The sequence below is a fragment of the Pedococcus cremeus genome (assembly GCF_900111375.1).
Taxonomy (GTDB): domain Bacteria; phylum Actinomycetota; class Actinomycetes; order Actinomycetales; family Dermatophilaceae; genus Pedococcus_A; species Pedococcus_A cremeus.
The window spans coordinates 161140-179001 of the sequence record NZ_FOHB01000003.1 but is presented as its reverse complement, the minus strand read 5'-3'; the positions used below and the strand labels follow the sequence as shown (position 1 = coordinate 179001).

At 71.8% G+C, this 17862-nt stretch carries 18 protein-coding genes and 3 tRNA genes; 14 read left to right on the top strand and 7 right to left on the bottom strand.

Going from position 1 to position 17862, the window contains the following annotated elements:
- Positions 1–94: 94 nt before the first annotated feature.
- Positions 95–829, bottom strand: a complete 735-nt coding sequence (locus tag BMW78_RS06855; protein ID WP_091757734.1) for a hypothetical protein — start codon at positions 827–829, stop codon at positions 95–97.
- A 52-nt stretch (positions 830–881) separates the two neighbouring features.
- Here BMW78_RS06855 and thpR point away from each other — a divergent pair, with 52 nt between their 5' ends.
- Positions 882–1463 (top strand): RNA 2',3'-cyclic phosphodiesterase, encoded by a 582-nt coding sequence (thpR, locus tag BMW78_RS06850; protein WP_091757733.1) that lies wholly within the window; start codon positions 882–884, stop codon positions 1461–1463.
- Between the two features lies 1 nt (position 1464).
- Here the strand turns inward: thpR and BMW78_RS06845 are convergent.
- A tRNA-Arg gene (locus BMW78_RS06845) sits at positions 1465–1538 on the bottom strand.
- Between the two features lie 252 nt (positions 1539–1790).
- Here BMW78_RS06845 and BMW78_RS06840 point away from each other — a divergent pair.
- The 4 genes from BMW78_RS06840 to BMW78_RS06825 are packed head-to-tail and all read left to right on the top strand — an operon-like array spanning position 1791 to position 5049.
- Positions 1791–2264 carry a hypothetical protein gene (locus tag BMW78_RS06840; protein ID WP_143056174.1) on the top strand — a complete coding sequence of 158 codons (474 nt, stop codon included), beginning with the start codon at positions 1791–1793 and terminating at the stop codon, positions 2262–2264.
- A 16-nt stretch (positions 2265–2280) separates the two neighbouring features.
- The gene (locus BMW78_RS06835; RefSeq protein WP_091757729.1) at positions 2281–3510 is read left to right on the top strand and encodes an NRAMP family divalent metal transporter; all 1230 of its coding nucleotides are present in this window, start codon (positions 2281–2283) and stop codon (positions 3508–3510) included.
- Positions 3507–4328 carry a hypothetical protein gene (locus tag BMW78_RS06830; RefSeq protein WP_091757727.1) on the top strand — a complete coding sequence of 274 codons (822 nt, stop codon included), beginning with the start codon at positions 3507–3509 and terminating at the stop codon, positions 4326–4328. The genes BMW78_RS06835 and BMW78_RS06830 overlap by 4 nt, the downstream gene beginning before the upstream one ends.
- Positions 4329–4338: 10 nt before the next feature.
- Positions 4339–5049 carry a 4'-phosphopantetheinyl transferase family protein gene (locus tag BMW78_RS06825; RefSeq protein ID WP_091757726.1) on the top strand — a complete coding sequence of 237 codons (711 nt, stop codon included), beginning with the start codon at positions 4339–4341 and terminating at the stop codon, positions 5047–5049.
- Here BMW78_RS06825 and BMW78_RS06820 read toward each other — a convergent pair.
- Positions 5039–6244 (bottom strand): M20 metallopeptidase family protein, encoded by a 1206-nt coding sequence (locus BMW78_RS06820; RefSeq protein WP_091757724.1) that lies wholly within the window; start codon positions 6242–6244, stop codon positions 5039–5041. The genes BMW78_RS06825 and BMW78_RS06820 overlap by 11 nt on opposite strands.
- A 10-nt stretch (positions 6245–6254) precedes the next feature.
- On the bottom strand, positions 6255–7454 hold the full coding sequence (locus BMW78_RS06815; protein ID WP_091757721.1) for a PrsW family intramembrane metalloprotease: 1200 nt from the start codon (positions 7452–7454) through the stop codon (positions 6255–6257).
- Between the two features lie 65 nt (positions 7455–7519).
- Here BMW78_RS06815 and orn point away from each other — a divergent pair, with 65 nt between their 5' ends.
- The 3 genes from orn to BMW78_RS06800 all read left to right on the top strand — a co-directional run bounded on the left by orn (position 7520) and on the right by BMW78_RS06800 (position 9708).
- The gene (orn, locus tag BMW78_RS06810; RefSeq protein ID WP_218144270.1) at positions 7520–8209 is read left to right on the top strand and encodes an oligoribonuclease; all 690 of its coding nucleotides are present in this window, start codon (positions 7520–7522) and stop codon (positions 8207–8209) included.
- A 46-nt stretch (positions 8210–8255) separates the two neighbouring features.
- Positions 8256–8331 (top strand) — tRNA-His (locus BMW78_RS06805).
- Positions 8332–8478: 147 nt separating this feature from the next.
- Entirely contained in the window at positions 8479–9708 is a 1230-nt protein-coding gene (locus tag BMW78_RS06800; protein ID WP_218144269.1) for an AI-2E family transporter, read from the top strand.
- Positions 9709–9774: 66 nt separating this feature from the next.
- On the opposite strand, the gene BMW78_RS06795 is transcribed toward BMW78_RS06800, so the two are convergent.
- The gene (locus tag BMW78_RS06795; protein ID WP_091757717.1) at positions 9775–11046 is read right to left on the bottom strand and encodes a lamin tail domain-containing protein; all 1272 of its coding nucleotides are present in this window, start codon (positions 11044–11046) and stop codon (positions 9775–9777) included.
- Positions 11047–11208: 162 nt separating this feature from the next.
- Between BMW78_RS06795 and BMW78_RS06790 the strand changes: the two genes are divergently transcribed.
- The 6 genes from BMW78_RS06790 to BMW78_RS06765 all read left to right on the top strand — a co-directional run bounded on the left by BMW78_RS06790 (position 11209) and on the right by BMW78_RS06765 (position 15945).
- Positions 11209–12318 (top strand): acyltransferase family protein, encoded by a 1110-nt coding sequence (locus BMW78_RS06790; RefSeq protein ID WP_177180296.1) that lies wholly within the window; start codon positions 11209–11211, stop codon positions 12316–12318.
- Positions 12319–12353: 35 nt separating this feature from the next.
- Entirely contained in the window at positions 12354–12980 is a 627-nt protein-coding gene (locus BMW78_RS06785; protein ID WP_245735740.1) for a copper resistance CopC family protein, read from the top strand.
- Positions 12981–13039: 59 nt separating this feature from the next.
- A tRNA-Lys gene (locus tag BMW78_RS06780) sits at positions 13040–13115 on the top strand.
- A gap of 174 nt (positions 13116–13289) precedes the next feature.
- Positions 13290–14675 carry a glutamate decarboxylase gene (gad, locus tag BMW78_RS06775; RefSeq protein ID WP_091757711.1) on the top strand — a complete coding sequence of 462 codons (1386 nt, stop codon included), beginning with the start codon at positions 13290–13292 and terminating at the stop codon, positions 14673–14675.
- A 254-nt stretch (positions 14676–14929) separates the two neighbouring features.
- On the top strand, positions 14930–15592 hold the full coding sequence (locus BMW78_RS06770) for a hypothetical protein (protein ID WP_218144268.1): 663 nt from the start codon (positions 14930–14932) through the stop codon (positions 15590–15592).
- 200 nt (positions 15593–15792) lie between these two features.
- Positions 15793–15945, top strand: coding sequence for a DUF2510 domain-containing protein (locus tag BMW78_RS06765; protein WP_091757707.1), 153 nt, complete (start codon positions 15793–15795; stop codon positions 15943–15945).
- Positions 15946–15984: 39 nt separating this feature from the next.
- Here the strand turns inward: BMW78_RS06765 and BMW78_RS06760 are convergent, their stop codons facing one another.
- Together BMW78_RS06760 and BMW78_RS06755 are read right to left on the bottom strand one after the other, a co-directional pair.
- A complete protein-coding gene (locus tag BMW78_RS06760) occupies positions 15985–16908 on the bottom strand; it encodes a carbohydrate ABC transporter permease (protein ID WP_091757705.1) in 924 nt (307 codons plus the stop codon).
- Entirely contained in the window at positions 16905–17798 is an 894-nt protein-coding gene (locus tag BMW78_RS06755; RefSeq protein ID WP_091757703.1) for a carbohydrate ABC transporter permease, read from the bottom strand. The genes BMW78_RS06760 and BMW78_RS06755 overlap by 4 nt, the downstream gene beginning before the upstream one ends.
- Positions 17799–17862 lie beyond the last annotated feature (64 nt).

Genomic DNA, 17862 nt, shown 5'->3' with positions numbered 1-17862 from the left:
GTGCGTCCAGCACGACTTCAGCCGCACCGGAAGTACTGATCCTCAGCCCCTTCGACCGACCTGGATGTTCAGCTCCGCCGAAAGTGCTGGATGTTCAGCTCCGCCGAAAGTACTCGTCGTAGCCGTTGGTGGTCGAGCCGTCCGGGGAGAGGCGCTCCACCTCCTCCATGGCCGTGGCCTCGAGCGGCTCTGCCGCGTCGCCGGCCGGGACCTCGACGGGCGCGACCTCGACGGGCGCGACCTCGGCGGACCCGGGCACGGGCGCAGGTCCGTCGGACGCCTCCGGGCGCAGGAGCCACCAGAGGCAGCCCAGGGCGGCATACAGGAGGACGGCGGCGAGGGGCCACGCCGCGACGGGGAGCAGGGTCGTCAGCCTGCCCTCGTCCGGCGCCAGCGGCGAGGGTCCGAGCTCCGGCCCGTAGGGCACGGCGGCGGCGACCACGATGACCACCAGGTCCGCGAGGGCGAGCAGCAGGCCCATGACGGCCAGCACCGCGACCTCCACCCGCACCGACCCGGCACCGGCGGCCGCTGCGAGCCCGCCCTCCCCCGACCAGTGCACGGCCCACAGGCAGCCCGCGAGCAGCACCGCCGACACGACTGCCGCGACCGGCCCCTGCGACTGGTTGTGCACCACCGACCAGACCCGGTCGAGCAGCACGGCGCCGCGGCCGAGGAAGCCGTCGACGCCCGCGTTCTGCCACGCCGACCACAGCTCACGGCCGGCGCCCAGCAGCAGCACGAGGACGGCACCCTCCACCAGCCGGACCGTCACGAGCGCCAGGCGCGCGTCGGCCCTGGGAGCCGTGGGCCTGGTCGCTGCTGTCATGTCGTGCCTCGTCGCGCGGTCGTCCCCCCGAGCAAGCCTCCACAATAGGCGCATGCGCCTGTTCGTGGCCGTCGTGCCGCCGGAGTCGGCCCTCGAGGACCTCGCCGAGTTCCTCGAGCCGCGGCAGGACGCGGGCGCCGAGCTGCGCTGGACCGACCCCAACCAGTGGCACCTCACCCTGTCCTTCATGGGAGACGTGCCCGAGCGCACGGTGGAGCCGCTCGTCGAGCGCCTGGCCGCCCGGGCGCCGCGCTTCGCCGAGGAGACGGTGGCCATCGCGGGAGCCGGCGCCTTCCCGAACCCCTACCGGGCCCGGGTGCTCTGGGCCGGTGTCCGCGAGCACGTCGACGGCGGCCTGCGGTCGCTCGCGACCGGCATACGCCACGCCTGCAGCGCCGCCGGGGCCGCACCCGAGGGCGGCAGGTTCCACCCGCACATCACGCTCGCGCGGCTGCGCCGCCCGACGGAGGCCACCCGCTGGCTGCGGGTGCTCGAGGGGTATGCCGGTCCGTCGTGGACCGCCTCGGAGGTCACCCTCATCGCCTCCCACCTCGGGGAGGGACGGGGCAACCGCCCGCGGTACGAGGAGATCGCGACGTTCACCCTCAGGCCCGCGACTCCCCAAGAGGAGTGAGTGCCCCCGGCAGGACTCGAACCTGCGACCTCGGGATTAGAAGGCCCTTGCTCTATCCAGCTGAGCTACGGGGGCGCGCCGACAGGTCCCCGCCGGCGCGCCCAGTGTAGGGGCTGCCGGTCGCCGGGCCCGGCACCGTCGCAGGTCAGGGTGCGGAGCGGTTGCGAGGGCACGGAGGTCGCACGACCATGAGGCCGGGTCACCACCGGGCGACGACGGCCGTGGAGGGAGCGACGGGATGGACGAGGGCTGGGCACTGGGACTGGGGTGGCTGCTGTTCGGCCTGCTCCTGGCCGCCCTCGCCGTCGTGCTCCTGCGGCCCCGCCGATGACCGCCCGAAGCGGCTGCCCCCGTCTGGTGCGGGCCGCCGTCGCGCTGGCCGTCGTCCTGTCGGTGCTGCTCCAAACGGCCTGCGCCACACCGGCGTTCGACCGGGGCGCCTACCTCCAGAACGCCAAGGCCGCGCTGGAGTCGGCGACGAGCGAGGCCCGCACGGCGGAGCTCGCGGCGAGCGCGCGGCTGTCGGGCAGGGCCACCCGCGCCTACACCGACACCGTGGTCACGAGCTCCGAGAAGGCGATGGGACCGATCCAGACCAGCTTCGGCGGGGTGGACCCGGCGTCGCGCCAGGACGACGCCCTGCGCGACACGGTGCTCGGAGTCCTGGGTGACACCGAGGACGCCCTCGCGCAGGCCCGGATCGCGGTGCGCCGCAACGACCGCCCAGCGCTGGGGCGGGCCCGCATCGAGCTCGCGGAGCTCGGGCAACGGCTCCAGGACACCCGGGACGGCCTGCCGTGAGCGAGGAGCGTCGGCCGTGAAGAAGCTCTTCGCCCTGGCCCTGGGCATCCTCACCGCCATCGGGGGGTTCGTCGACATCGGCGACCTCGTCACCAACGCCCTGGTCGGTTCGCGCTTCGGGCTCTCACTGGTCTGGGTCGTCGCCGTGGGCGTGCTGGGCATCTGCGTGTTCGCGGAGATGAGCGGCCGGGTCGCCGCCGTGAGCGGACGCGCCACCTTCGACCTGGTGCGCGAGCGGCTGGGGCCCCGGCTCGGCCTGGCGAACCTGCTCGCCTCCATGGCGGTCACCGCCCTCACGCTCACCGCCGAGATCGGCGGTGTGGCCCTGGCGCTCGAGCTGGCGACCAGCGTCAACCCGTACCTCTGGATCCCGGTGGTCGGGGCGGCCGTCTGGCTGGTGCTGTGGCGGGTCCGCTTCGCCGTGCTGGAGAACGCCTTCGGGCTCGCCGGGCTCGCGCTGGTGGTCTTCGCCGTGGCGGTCTGGCAGATGGGGCCCGACTGGTCGGCCCTGTGGAATGACGCGACCCATCCGTCGGTGCCGGGCAACGAGAGCCTGCCCACCTACCTCTACTACGCGGTGGCGCTGTTCGGCGCCGCCATGACGCCGTACGAGGTGTTCTTCTTCTCCTCCGGCGGCGTCGAGGAGCACTGGACGGCCGACAGCCTGCGCACCATGCGCGCCAACGTCTTCGTCGGCTTCCCCCTCGGCGGCCTGCTCTCCGTCTCCATCGCCGTGGCGACGGCCCTGGTGTTCCTGCCCGAGGGCATCCAGGTCGGCACCCTCGGCCAGGTCGCTCTCCCCGTGGTGCTGGAGCTGGGCAAGATCGGGCTCGCGCTGGCGCTGCTCGGCTTCTTCGCGGCCACCTTCGGCGCCGCGTGCGAGACCGGCCTGTCGGTCGGCTACAGCATCGCGCAGTACTTCGGCTGGCAGTGGGGCAAGTACGTCCCGCCCCTGCGCGCGGCCCGGTTCCACACCGTGGTGCTGCTGTCGTGCATCGCCGGCGTCGCGCTGCTGCTGACGACGGTCGACCCCGTCCAGGTCACCGAGTACTCCGTGGTGTTCAGCGCCATAGCCCTGCCGCTGACCTACTTCCCCATCCTCGTGGTCGCCAACGACCGCACCTACATGGGCCGGCACGCCAACGGCCGGCTGGCCAACACCCTCGGCACGGTCTACCTCGTCGTGGTAATCGTCGCCTCGGTCGCCGCCCTGCCGCTGATGCTCGTCACGAAGGCCGGCCAGTGACCTCGCCGCAGCCGGTCCACGGACACCCGGCCACCGGTCAGGTGCTCGACCTCGTGCTCCGGGTGGCCGACCACCAGGTCGTGGGCCCGGAGGGCCTGCTCCTCGGCAACGTCGACAACCTGGTGCTGCGCGAGCACGAGGGCCGCCTGCTCGTCACCGGGTTCGTCAGCGGCCCGGGAGGACTGGGACCCCGCCTGCCCGGCAGCCTGGGCCGGTGGGTGCAGGCCGTCTGGCGGCGGCTGCGCAGCGACGCGGACTCGCAGCCGACGGTGGTGCCGCTGAGTGCGGTCGCGCGGATCGGCTCGGCGGTGGAGGTCACCCGCCACGGCCAGCAGGTGCTGGCTTCCGGCATGGGCCTCGAGCACTGGCTCCGGACCTACGTCGTGTCGCGGATCCCCGGCGCCAAGGGCGGGGAGGACCGGTTGGAGGGCGAGCCGGTGCAGGACGCGGCCCAGCACGTGTGGTCGCCCGGGCCGGGCAGCCACCTGCTGAGCGACCTGCTCGGCGCGCGGGTCCGGTCCGCGCAGGGCGAGGACCTCGGCGCCGTGCTCGACGTCTGCGCCGAGGCCGTGGCACCGACCGGGGCCGCGGTCGGGGTGCTGCGGGTGCGCGGCCTCAGCTACGGGCCGCGCGCCACCGGCAGCGAGCTCGGCTACACCGAGGACCCGCGCCAGGGGCCGCTGGTCCTGCGGGTCCTGTTCCGCCGGCTGCACCGGGCGCACCGGTACGTTCCCCTCGAGGCGGTCGACGTCGACTGGCAGGCCCGCGTGGTCACCGTCGCGCCGAGCGCGCGCCCCGTCCACCCCCACCAGCGGTAGGAGTCCCCTCATGGCCGAGCCTGCAATGATCGCCTCCGTGGCGGTGGACATCGACATCGTGTGGCGCCGGGTCAGCACCGACCCGTCGCTCGCCGAGGTGCTCGACGACCGCGAGCGCGAGCGGGCCGCCCGCCGGGGCAACCCGGCCCGTTACACCACCGCCCACGCGCTGCTGCGCACCGCCGTGGCCGAGCAGGTCGGCGGCACCCCGCAGGCCGTCGTCTTCGAGCGCACCTGCGCCACCTGCGGCAGCCACCGCCACGGGAAGCCCACCGTCGCCGGTCACCCCGAGCTCTCGGTGAGCCTGTCGTATGCCGGTGGGCTGGCGGTCGTGGCCCTCTCCCGGGGTGGCGAGGTGGGCGTGGACGTCGAGGTGGTCGACGACAGCGACTTCGAGGGTTTCAACGCGGTGACCCTCGACCCGTCCGAGGCGCCGGCGCTCGACCGGCTGGGCCCCGACCGGCTCGGGGTGGCCCGTGCCCTGGTGTGGGCGCGCAAGGAAGCCGTGCTGAAGGCTTCGGGCCACGGCCTGGCCGTCGACCCCCGTCAGGTGGTCGTGTCGGGCCCGGAGGAGCCGGCAGCCCTGCTGCAGTGGAAGGGCGACGTCGCGTTGAGCACCGGCGTCCAGCTCGCCGACGTCCCGCTCACCGAGCCGGGGCACGTGGCCGCGGTCGCCCTGCTGAGCGACCAGCCGGCGCAGGTCCGGCTGGTCAGCGCCTGAGCCTTCGCAGGGCCAGCTCGGCCAGGAGCGCCGCGGCGTCGGGCAGCCAGGCGTCGTCGAACTCCGCTCGCGGCGAGTGGTTGTCCGGCGCCTCCTCCCAGTCGTCCGAGGGGCAGACGCTGAGGTTGACGTAGGCGCTCGGGACCTCCTGGCCGACGAAGGAGAAGTCCTCCGAGCCCATCTCCGGCTCGACCATCGTGGCGTACCGCTCGTGGCCGAAGAGGTCGACGATCGTCTCCCGGGCGAACTCGTACTCGTCCGGGTCGTTGACGGTCACCGGGTAGCCGATGGTGAAGTCGACCTCCACCTCGAGGCCGTGGGCGGCGGCGATGCCGCGCACGAGGCGCTCGACCCGCTCGCGCAGCGCGAGCCGGGTGTCGTCCGACAGCGAGCGCAGCGTCGCCTCGAAGACCGCGTCGTCGGGGATGATGTTCTCCTTGGTGCCACCGGCGATCCGGCCGACGGTGGCCACGACCGGGTCGAAGACGTCGAAGGTACGGGTGACCATCGACTGCAGCGCGAGGACCATCTCGCACGCGACCGGGATCGGGTCCTTGGTGCGGAACGGTGCCGAGCCGTGTCCGCCCCGGCCCACCACGCGGACCTTGACCTCGTCGACGGCTGCCATGAGCGGGCCGGGACGGCCGAACCAGACGCCGCGGGGAAACTCGGCCGAGTAGACGTGCAGCGCGTAGGCGGCGTCGACACGACGACCGGCCGCCTCGAGCAGGCCCTCGCGGATCATCGGCGCGGCGCCCCCCGGGCCCTCCTCCCCCGGCTGGAACATCAGCACCACGTCGCCGGCGAGGTCGTCGCGCAGGGCGTGCAGGATGCGGGCGGCCCCGACCAGCCCGGCGACGTGGAGATCGTGCCCGCAGGCGTGCATCAGGCCCTCGTGTGTCGAGCGGTACTCCAGGTCCAGCTCCTCGGTGACCGGTAGCCCGTCCATGTCACCGCGCAGCAGGACCACCTGGCGCTCCCAGCCGTCGGCGGGCTCGGCACCGCCGCGGAGGACGGCCACCACGGAGGAGACCTCCTTGCCCACCGACACCTCGAGGTCGAGCCCGTCGAGCGCCTCGAGCACCAGGGCCTGGGTGATCGGCAGCTCGTTGCCCAGCTCGGGCACGCGGTGGAGGCGTCGCCGCAGGGCGATGATCTCGTCGGAGAGGGAGTGGGCCAGCTCGAGGGTGCGCACCCGCGCAACGCTAGTACGGCATCCCCGTGAACTCCCGGCGCCGGGTGACGATCGTGTCGAGCAGTCGCCGCTCCGTCTCCAGCGCCCGGGCGTCGGCCGTGCTGTGGTACATCCGCTGCCGCAGCAGGGCGAGCTCGCTGGCGGCGTCCTGGAAGGACTGCATCGACCGCAGTGCCCGGCGTCCGCCGGTCTGCTGCGCCCACATGCGGGCACTGCGCCGCAGCGACATGCGCGAGAGCATGCGCACCTCGGCCGGGCTGAGCCAGCCGGTGTCGGCATACGGCATGAGGAACCGGCCGATCAGGCGTCCCTCCCGTGCCCGGGCCCACACGACCAGGCCCAGGAAGGACAGGAAGATGGGGATCTCCACGAGGAGGAAGACCGCGATGAGGCCCTGGCCGCCGCTGATGGCGGCCAGGTTCCAGATGCCGTGCAGCATCACGGCGATCGCGTAGCCGAGCAGCGGGGCGCCGATTCGCGCGGCGGTGCTCCGGCTGGTCGCGGCCACCCCGACGCCGATGCCGAACATCACCGTGAAGATCGGGTGGGCGAACGGCGTGACCAGGCAGCGGGCGATGAAGACACCGGTCAACGCCTGCTGGCCGCCCTCGACGTAGGCCAGGCCGAGGTACTGGATGTTCTCGGTGAACGCGAACCCGGCGGCGGCGATGCCGGCGTAGACCATCCCGTCGGTGATTCCGTCGAACTCGCGGCGTCGCAGCCGCCAGATCAACAGCACGAACAGGCCCTTGGCGGCCTCCTCCACCATGGGCGCCACGAAGACCGCGGTGGTGAGCTGGGCCTGCTCCGGGTTGCCGGCCGCCGAGAACACCACGTGGGCGCTGGTGTTCAGCAGGCCCGCGAGCAGGGCTGCGATGAGGGAGCCCCACAGGAAGGCGGCCACGAGGTACTTGGTCGGCTCCGCCTCGAAACGGTCGAGCCAGACGAAGGTCGGGATGACGATCGCGAGCGGGATGGCGGCCAGCACGATGGCGAAGAAGGTCGTCAGGACGCCCAGCGTCATGCCGTAGTAGGCCGCGAGCGCCAGGCCCGCCAGGCCGAACCCGACCAGGGCGACACCAGTGATGACCCAGCCCCGCAGCAGGGGACGGGAGGTGGGGTTGCCGTGCACCGGCGCGGGCTGGTGGCCGGACGCGTCGGGCGGCCACGCGGCATACCCCTGCTGGTGGTGCGTCGGTCCCCACGTCATGCCCGGAAGGCTAGTGCAGCCCGCTGGACGCGGCCCGTGTCGTGCGGTGGCCCTATGGTGTCCGCGTGGCACAGAACCCAACGGAGCGCTCCGTGAACGACCGGATCGTCTGGATCGACTGCGAGATGACCGGCCTCTCCCTCGAGCGCGACGCGCTGATCGAGGTGGCCGCCCTGGTGACCGACTTCGAGCTCAACCAGCTCGGTGACGGGGTCGACCTCGTGGTCAAGCCACCGGCCGAGGCACTGGAGCAGATGGACGACTTCGTGCGCGGCATGCACACCACCTCCGGGCTGCTCGACGAGCTCGAGCACGGCGTCACGCTCGAGGAGGCCCAGGCACAGGTCCTGGCGTACGTGCGCGAGTGGGTCCCGGAGTCGCGCAAGGCGCCGCTGGGCGGCAACACCGTGGGCACCGACCGCAACTTCCTCGCCCGGGACATGCCCGAGCTCGAGAGCCACCTGCACTACCGGATCATCGACGTGTCCTCCGTCAAGGAGCTGGCCCGGCGCTGGTACCCGCGGGCCTACTTCAACGCCCCTGCCAAGTCCGGGGGCCACCGCGCGCTGGCCGACATCCGCGAGTCCATCGCCGAGCTGCGCTACTACCGCGAGGCGGTCTTCGTCGCACAGCCCGGCCCGGACAGCGACACCGCCCGCGGGCTCGCCGCTCGACACGTCGTCGAGCACCCGGCACCGGCCCACGGCCCCACCGAAGGGGTGGTCACGAGCACCCCTGAGGAGCAGGTACCATAGTCCCCGCTGACACCACGACCGGCGGAAACTCCGGTCGTGTTGCTTGGTGGGTGTAGCTCAGCTGGTAGAGCGCTGCGTTGTGGTCGCAGATGTCGCGGGTTCAAGTCCCGTCACTCACCCCACGAGGACCGAGCCCCCTGTGCCGCACCGCGGCCAGGGGGCTCGTTCGTGTCCCACCCGGGCACGGGCGCGAGGTCTCGCCGGGCGGTGCGAGGACTCGCACGCAACGGGTGAGGTGGTCGGCCAGTCCCCGCCCTAGCGTCGAGACGATGAGAGCTCGTCGCAACCACGCCGCCGCCGCGTCGACTCCCCCGGCCGCGTCGACTCCCCCGGCCGCTGCGGGAGGACGAGACGGGGCACGCGTCCGCGAGCGGTCCCCCCATCTGGCCACGGAGCCGGGCTCCACCGACGCCGCTGCACGGCGGCTGGTGCTCCTCGACCCGGCCAACACGTGGCGCACCGGCTTCGTGCTGATGGCCCTCGTGGCCGTGGCGCTCGTGCTGCGGTTCGTCATCGCGGACGGCGGGTCGGTCCTCTTCACGGTGCTGATGGCGTGGTTCCTGTCCCTGGCGATGGAGCCGGCCGTGCGGGTGCTCGCGCGCCACATGCGCCGGGGCGCCGCGACCGCCGTGGTGATGCTCGGCATCGCCCTGTTCGCGGTGCTCTTCGTCCTGGCGTTCGGCCAGCTCCTCCTCGAGCAGGTCGCCGCGCTGCTGCGGGCGCTGCCCGGGCTCGCCGACCGCACCCTGACGTTCGTCAACGACCACCTCGACACCCGCTACCGACCCGAGGACGTCCTCGACCAGCTGCACATCACGCCGAACCAGGTCGCGACCTACGCCAGTGGCGTGCTCGGCGGTGTCCTCGGACTGGTGGGTTCCGTCGTCGGCGGCCTGTTCTCGCTCTTCACCATGGCGCTGTTCACCTTCTACCTCTCCGCCGACGGGCCACGGTTCCGGCTGTGGATCGCCTCCCTCATGCCGCCGCGGTTCCAGCCGGCAACGGTCGCGGTGTGGGACGTCACCGCCCAGAAGACCGGTGGCTACGTGGGCGCCCGAGTGGTCCTGGCCGTCCTCAACGCCACCCTGAGCGCCGTGGTCTTCCTCGTCATCGGTATGCCGTCGTGGCTGGCCCTCGCTCTCTGGACCGGCCTGGTCGCGCAGTTCGTGCCCACCATCGGCACCTACATCGCCATCACCCTGCCCGTCCTCGTGGGGCTCCTGACGCCGACGCCGTGGATCGGGGTGGCGGCCCTGGTCTGGGGCGTGCTCTACCAGCAGGTGGAGAACCTGACCATCGAGCCCCGCATCAGCGCCAGGGCCGTCAACGTGCACCCGGCCGTCGCGTTCGCCGCGGTCATGCTCGGTGCCGCGCTGTTCGGGCCGGCCGGGGCGCTGCTGGCCGTGCCGGTCGTGGCCATGCTGCTGGCCCTCGGCGAGACCTACCGCCGGCGCTACGAGGTGCTGCCCCAGCTGTCGCGTCAGACCTCGTCGCCGTAGCGGGCGCTGCAGCGGCTGAGCAACGGCTCAGCGGCCCACCAGGCTGGGCAGCGGCTGGGTAGCCGTTCAGCAGCGGCCGGTGCCCCAGGCCTTGCAGGCGATGCGGACGTTCTCCGGGTTGCGCAGCACGACGGTGCCGCCGGCATTCGCCAGCACCGGTGCGGTGTTGCCCCAGTACTTGGTCAGGCGGGTGCTGGTGCCCTTGCCGATCCGCAGGACGAGGAACTCCCCCGGCTTCACGTACGAGCCCTTCGGGAACTCGTAGGTGTGCCCGAAGGCGGTGGCCACCTTGTACGACAGGTCGACGGTGTAGGAGCCCGCGGGGGCGAACGTCGCGTACTCCCCGTTGAGGTTGGTCGCGTCGGTGCCCGGGGCGTCGGCGCGCACGGTCATCTTCACCTTGCCGGCCAGCGGGTCGGAGCAGGCGTAGACGCACGGGTACATCGACCACGCGCGGACGTCGCCCTGGGCGTCGTAGAGGTACGCGCCGCCGCCCCGCGTGGAGCCGTTGGTGTTGGCGAACTTGGGCTTGGTCCAGCCCCAGTAGAACCTGGTCGTCGTCGCGGTGCCCGTGCCGACGTACAGGGTGGCCATCGAGGCCGCCGGCACCACGGCGCCCGATGGGAAGAAGAAGGAGTCCTGCCCGCTCGTGCGCATCGACCAGCCGCTCAGCGACATCGGCGTGGCCGAGGTGTTGAGGATGCGCACCCACTCCTGGTTGGGGTACACCGACTCGTCGAGGTTGCCGTCCCAGTTGATCCACACCTTCAGCGGGGTCGGCTGCGAGGGCCCGTAGCCGCAGAAGTCGTTGTCCCAGAGGTTGACCCGCGCCTTGGCCGCCTGCTGCGCGCCAACCTCGAAGGGCTTCCAGCGGGTGGCGTCACCGAAGCCGGGCATGGGGAGCGCGTGGCCCGCCGTCAGCATCGGCAGCTGCGTGTCGACCCAGGCCGAGCCGTTCCAGGCGTCGACGTAGCGGATCGGGCGTCCGACGCTGGTCGCCGACGGGTCGGCGATGGACAGGCGCACCCGCTTGCCCTTGGCGAGCCCGGTCATGGCGGCGGTGGCCTGGGCGGCGTGGCAGGTGCCGGTCTCCATGGTCTGGATGCCGGCGTTGCGGATGTGCACCGGGGCGATGCTGCTGCTGTCGCCGTCCACCTTCACGACGACGCTGTCTCCGTCGTCGATGCCGACGACGGTGCCGTAGCTGACGCTCTTGGACCAGACCACCGACGTCGTGGCCGCGTCGGCGCCGCCGCCGGTCAGGAGGGCGGTCGCGGCCAGGGTTCCGACGGCCGCTACGGCCAGGGTGCGCCGGGGGCGCCGGGACAGGACTCGCACGAGTCCGCACGATAGTTCCCGGTATGCCGCTCACGGCCGCCTTTGCGTCCGGATGCCCCCGTTTCCGACCGAACGGTCGATGTGCTCAGAACCGGTCTCCGCCGCCGCGGGTGAGGCGGACCCCACCACACCGCCGACATGCTGGGGTCGCGGAGACCCCTGATGCCCACGCCTGCCCGCCTCGCGTTCCTCGACCGCCTCAAGACGTTCGCAGTCGTGGCGGTCATCAGCGGCCACGCCGTCATGGGGTACGCCCAGGTCGGGTCGTGGCCCTACGAGGAGGTGCGGGAGGTCGTCCTCTCCCCCACGGCCGAGGTGGTCGTGTCGGTGCTGCTCGTCCCGCCGGGGCTGTTCCTCATGCCGCTCTTCTTCTTCATCGGCGGCGCACTCGCGCCGGGGTCGCTGGCCCGCAAGGGCCGTCGGCGCTTCGTGGTCGACCGGCTCCGGCGCTTCGGCCTGCCAGTGGCCTTCTTCGCCCTGGTGCTGTGGCCCCTCTGCTTCTGGTGGGTCGACCGAGTGGGTGGCTCGCGCCTCGGCTTCTGGCAGACCTTCCTCGAGGGCGACCCGTTCCTGGACCCCGGCCCGCTGTGGTTCGTGCTGGTGCTGCTGTTCTTCTCGGTCGGGCTCGCCTTCTGGCCGTGGCCGGCCCGGCGCCCCTCGGCCGAGCCCTCGCCGGGTCGTGTCGGGTGGTACGTCGCCGCGATCGCGGTGGGCACCTTCGGGATGCGGCTGTTCTTCCCCGTGGACAGCTCGCAGGTCCTCGGCCTCCACCTGTGGCAGTGGGCCTCGTGCCTGGGCCTGTTCTGCCTCGGCGCGAGCGCCCCGGGAGCGTGGACCTGCGGGGTCTCGCGGGGCCTGCGCCGGTGGGCCGGGTGGTCGGCACTCACCGGAGTCGTCCTCATCGGTGTGGTGGTGCTGCTCGGCGGCCCGTTCGGCTACTCGGAGGAGCAGGCGTCAGGCGGCTTCCACGGGGCCGCCGCGGCCATGGCCCTCGTCGAGGGGCTGGTGACGGTCGGCACCTCGCTGTGGCTGGTCGGCCTCTCAGCAGCCCACGACCGCTCGCCGGGCCGGCTGGCGCGGGCGGGTGCGCGGGCGGCATACGGGGCCTATGTGCTGCAGGCGCCGGTGCTCATCGCCCTGGCGATGGCACTGCGTCCGCTGCCGGCACCGGCGGAGGTGAAGGCGCCCCTGCTGGCGGCCCTGGCGGTGACCGCCTCGTTCGCCGTCGCGCACCTGCTCGTGACCCGCACGCCTGTGGGGCGGGTGCTGTAGCGCACGCGGCGTGGGCGAGGATGGGGGGCGTGTTCATGGAGTCTGAGGGCAAGAAGAAACTGATCCGGATCTCGGTGTGGGTGGCCGTGCTGTCGATGCTGCTCGCGGTGCTCTCGTCGCTGGCCACCGCCCTCGAGGCCTCCGCGCACGCAACCCTGCGCTCCATGACGCCCGCGGCCGGCTCGACCGTCAAGACCGCGCCCACGAAGGTCGTGCTGACGTTCAACGAGCCGATCAGCACGAGCTTCGCGACCGTCACGGTGACCGACGCCAAGGGCGGCTCGGTGGCGTCGGGCAGGGCGGTCGTCAGCGGCGAGACGGTGACCCAGCAGCTGGAGCCGGTGGGCTCCGGGCGCTACACCGTGGCCTTCCGCGTGGTCAGCGAGGACGGCCACCCCGTCTCGCAGAAGGCGAGCTTCACGGTGGCGCTTCCCGCCGCCGCGACCTCCACCTCGACCGCGTCGTCCTCCGCCTCGTCCGACCCCGGCAGCGCCAGCCCCTCCGCGTCCCCCTCGAGCGTCCCCACCGGTGCCTCCGCAGCGGTCACCGGGAGCGACGACGGCCCGTCGACCGCGCTCCTCTGGGGACTCGGCGTGGTCGTTCTCGCGGCTGTCGCCGGCGGCGCACTGGCCTGGCAGAGGGGGCGACGGAACGGCGAATGACCTGCAGGGACCGCCGATTTCGTCCTGCGGTCCGACAGGTGCTAACGTTCTTTCCCGTTGCGCCATTAGCTCAATTGGCAGAGCAGCTGACTCTTAATCAGCGGGTTCGGGGTTCGAGTCCCTGATGGCGCACCACCCCCACCGCCCCGGTCCAGAGATGGCCCGGGGCGGTGGCGTTTTCTCCCCTCTTCTGCGCGTCTGGCCTGCGGCGGTCACCCGGCGCGGGTGAGGAAGCGCGCCCTGTTTCCCGGTTGGCTGGTCGGCACACCCACAGACCAAGCACACCCAGAGACCAAGGGAGGCGCGGCCATGGCCGTACACAGGAGGCGTGCTGCGGAGGCGGAGTCCACCATCGTCCCGCGGTTCACCCGCGCAGGGATGCAGCACGTGCCCAAGGACCGGCTCCCGGAACGGGAGATGCTGCCCGGGACGGCATACCAGATCGTCCTCGACGAGGTGATGCTCGACGGGAACGCCCGGTTCAACCTGGCGACCTTCGTGACGACCTGGATGGACGAGGAGGCCGACCGCCTCTACGCGGCCACCTTCGACAAGAACATGATCGACAAGGACGAGTACCCACAGACCGCGGAGATCGAGTCGCGGTGCGTGACGATGCTCGCCGAGCTGTGGCACGCCCCGTACGGCGCCGAGGCGGTCGGGACCTCGACCACGGGCAGCTCGGAGGGATGCATGCTCGCCGGCCTCGCCCTCAAGCGCCGGTGGCAGCAGGCGCGCCGGCAGGCCGGCCAGCCGACCGACCGGCCCAACATCGTCATGGGCGCCAACGTGCAGGTGGTCTGGGAGAAGTTCGCCAACTACTGGGAGGTCGAGCCCCGCTACGTGCCCTGCGAGGGGAACGTCTTCCACCTGACCGCCGACCGGCTGCTCGAGCACGTCGACGAGAACACCATCGGGGTCGTGGCCGTGCTCGGCTCGACCATGGACGGCAGCTACGAGCCGGTGCTGGAGATCTGCGAGGCGCTCGACCGGTACGAGGCGAGCAGCGGGGTCTCGGTGCCGGTGCACGTCGACGCCGCCTCGGGAGGCTTCGTGGCACCGTTCCTGCAGCCGGAGCTGCCGTGGGACTTCCGCCTGCCCCGCGTGGTGTCGATCCAGAGCTCGGGCCACAAGTTCGGACTGGTCTACCCCGGGGTCGGCTGGGTGCTGTGGCGCGACGCCGAGCACCTGCCCGAGGACCTCGTCTTCCACGTCAACTACCTCGGCGGGGACATGCCCACGTTCGCCCTCAACTTCTCGCGGCCGGGCGCGCAGGTCATTCTCCAGTACTTCCAGTTCCTGCGGCTGGGGATGGACGGCTACCGACTGGTGCAGCAGGCCTGCCGCGACGTCGCCCTGCACATCGCACGGGCGGTGGAGGACATGCCGGAGTACGACCTCGTCGCCGGAGGCACCGACCTGCCCGTCGTCTGCTTCGCCATGAGCGGTGAGGTCTCCAAGTACACCGTCTACGACGTCTCGAGGAAGCTGCGCGAACGCGGTTGGCTCGTGCCGGCCTACACCATGCCGCCGAAGCGGGAAGACCTCGCGGTGCTGCGGGTCGTCGTCCGCAACGGGTTCAGCCACGACATGGCCGACCTCTTCCTGCGCGACCTACGGGACGCGACGCGGTGGCTGGACCACCTCGATGCGGCCATGCCGCACGAGGAACAGCCGAGCAGCTTCCACCACTGACCCCGGGTCCGGCCGTGGCTCGAACCCCCACCTCCCGACGCGGCCGTGCGCCGTCAGGTGAGGAGTACCCCGCCACCCCTCAGGGGTGGACAGTGGTGGGGCGACGACGTGCCTGGTGGTTCACCACCGCAGTGACCTTCCGGGACCGGGACGGGCGGACGGTCCAGTGGTCCTCCCGACGTCACCGCAAGCTCGGCTCCCGCCTCCTTCGGCAACCGGGCCATCGGGAGCACCTCCTGTGGGCGCCGCACCGGGTGTCGTGGTGGATCGGGGTGCTCTTCATCCTCGGCTCGGCCTGCTTCGTGGTCGCGCCGCTCCCGCCCTACCTCGCGTGGGTCGGGGCGAGCGCTGACGGCGTGACCTTCTTCGTCGGCTCGTTGTTCTTCACCACGGCCGCCGCGCTGCAGTGGCTGGAGACCATCAACGCCGACCGCGGACCGCGAGCGCCGTCAGCGGTCCGGGTGCGTCTGGTGCGCTGGGAACCGGCGAGGATCGACTGGTGGAGCAGCGGGCTCCAGCTCCTCGGAACCCTCTTCTTCAACGCCACCACCTTCCGGGCTCTCACCACGGCGACGACGAGCCCGTCCTACGACAAGGTGGTCTGGCGACCCGACGCCCTCGGCTCCCTGTGCTTCCTGGTGTCCGGCTACCTCGCGTACCTGGAGGTGTCGGGCCGCCCGCTCGCCCGTCCCCCACGGTCGTTGGAGGGGGCCATCGTGTCGGTCAACCTCTTCGGCTGCGTGGCGTTCGCGGCCTCCGCCGTGGCGGGGTTCGTCCTGCCCGCCACGAGCGCGGACCTCGACCAGCGCGTCGCGAACGCCACCACGTGCCTTGGCGCAGCGGCGTTCCTCGTCGGTGCGGCCCTGCTGCTGCGCGAGGGCATGGCGGGCGGCCAGCCACCCCGGCAGCCGGCCTGAGCTCTGCGCCCTCTTGAGTTCCACCACGCGGAGTCGACCGGAGGTCCTAGGCCGCATCAGGAGAACGGATGGCATTCGGGCGCGCCTGCCGTGCCGCACGGGTGTGGTCGGTCACACTTTTTCGTGGCGGTGGAGAGGGTCGAGACCGCCGCGCGGACGGCAACGGCGCCGCCTGCGCAGGACGAGCAGGGAGTGCAGTCATGCCCGCACCCGCTGGGTGGTATCCCGATCCCCAGGTTGAGCGGCAGCGTCGGTACTGGGACGGCCAGAAGTGGACCGATCGCCGCGCACCGGTGGTGATCCCCCGCAGCAGCCCGTACCTCGAGCAGGTGCAGGAGCGCACGCGGCGCTGAGCCGCCGCCCTCCTCGGACAGCGGCTCAGCCCGCAGGGCTCAGCCCTTCGAGCCCGTGGTGGCGATGCCCTCCACGAAGTGCCGCTGACCCAGGAAGAACAGCACGATCATCGGCACGGTGGCGATGACGCTGGCGGTGACCACGATCTCCCAGTGCCACTCCCCTCCGAAGCCGAACTGGTCGAGCATCGCCTTCAGCCCCCGCGGGATGGTGAAGGTGCTCGAGTCGCGCAGGTAGATCAGGGGCCGCATCAGGTCGGTCCACGCCGCCTGGAACTCGAACAGCGCGGTGACGACGAGCGCCGGCCTGGTGAGGGGAAGCGCGATGCGGGTGAACACCTGCCACTGGTTGGCGCCGTCCATCCGCGCCGCCTCGAACAGCTCCCTCGGCAGGCCGAGGAAGAACTGCCGCAGCAGGAAGATGTAGAAGGCGCTGCCGAAGAGGTTCTGCGCCCACAGCGGCGTCAGCGTGCCGACCTGGCCCAGCGAGTTCCAGATCAGGTAGGTCGGGATCATCGTCACCGCACCGGGCAGCATCATCGTCGCCAGCACCAGGCCGAACAGCGGCCCCCGTCCGCGGAACCGGAAGTAGCTGAACCCCCACGCCACCATGGCGCTCGAGACGGTCACCGCCGCCGTCGCCAGCACCGTGACGATCACGGTGTTGAGGAGCCACAGGGCCATCGGCGCCTCGTGCCACACCTGCACGTAGTTGTCGAGGGTGAAGGTGTCGGGGATGAGCTTGTTGTCGAAGACCTCCGAGCGCGGCTTGAACGACGCGCTGACGAGCCACACGAACGGGTAGACGAACGCCACCGTGACCGCGGCCAGCGCGGCATACAGCAGCCAGCTGGCCATCCTGCCCCGCCGGCGCGGCGACCGCCGCGCTGGTGCCGGCCGCTCGGGTTCGGTGACCAGCGGCGCGAGCTCGGCCCGTTCCTGGGGTGCCCCGACGGCGGTCATCGCTGCTCCCCTTCGTAGAAGACGAACCGCTTGCTGACGCGGAACTGCACCAGCGTCACGAGCATGATCACGACGAACAGCAGCCAGGCCAGCGCGGACGCGTAGCCCATGTGCAGGAACTGGAACGCCTGCTGGAACAGGTAGATCGCGTAGAACAGCGCCGCGTCGTTGCTGTAGGTGGTGTTGCCCGAGCCGAAGTACGCCGTGTAGGCCTCGGTGAAGGACTGGAACGCGTGGATCGTGTTGACGATGAACACGAAGAAGAGGGCACCACTGATCATGGGGACCGTGACGTGCCACGTCTGGCGCCACCAGCCGGCGCCGTCGACCCGCGCTGCGTCGTAGAGCTCCTGCGGCACGCTGCGCAGGGCGGCGAGCAGGATCACCACCGAGCCGCCGACCGTCCAGAGGGTCATCATCACCAGGCCGGGCTTGACCCACGTGGGGTCGGTCGTCCATGCCGGGCCGTCGATGCCCACGCTGCCGAGCACGCGGTTGATGAGCCCGCTCTGGCCGTTGAAGAGCAGCAGCAGCAGGATGCCCACTGCCACCGGCGGCGTCATCTTCGGCAGGAAGAACGCGGTGCGGAAGAACCCCGACGCCCGCCCCGCCCGGTTGAGGAGCAGGGCCAGGAACAGCGCGATGAGCAGGTGCGTCGGCACCGACATCACCACGAAGACCGCGGTGTTGCGCAGCGCCAGCGCGACCTTGGGGTCGTCCATGAGGGTGCGGAAGTTCTCCAGCCCCACGAAGTGCGGGTCGTTGATGACGTCGTAGTCCGTGAGCGACAGGTATGCCGTGTAGAGCACCGGGTAGGCGGTGAAGACGAGGAACCCGACCACCCAGGGACTGATGAAGAGCCACGCGGCGCGCGTCTCGGAGCGCCGCATGCTCCGCGCCTTGCGCGGGCGCCCCGGCGGCCGTGGGGTGGCCCCGGAGCCCGCGGGGACAGCG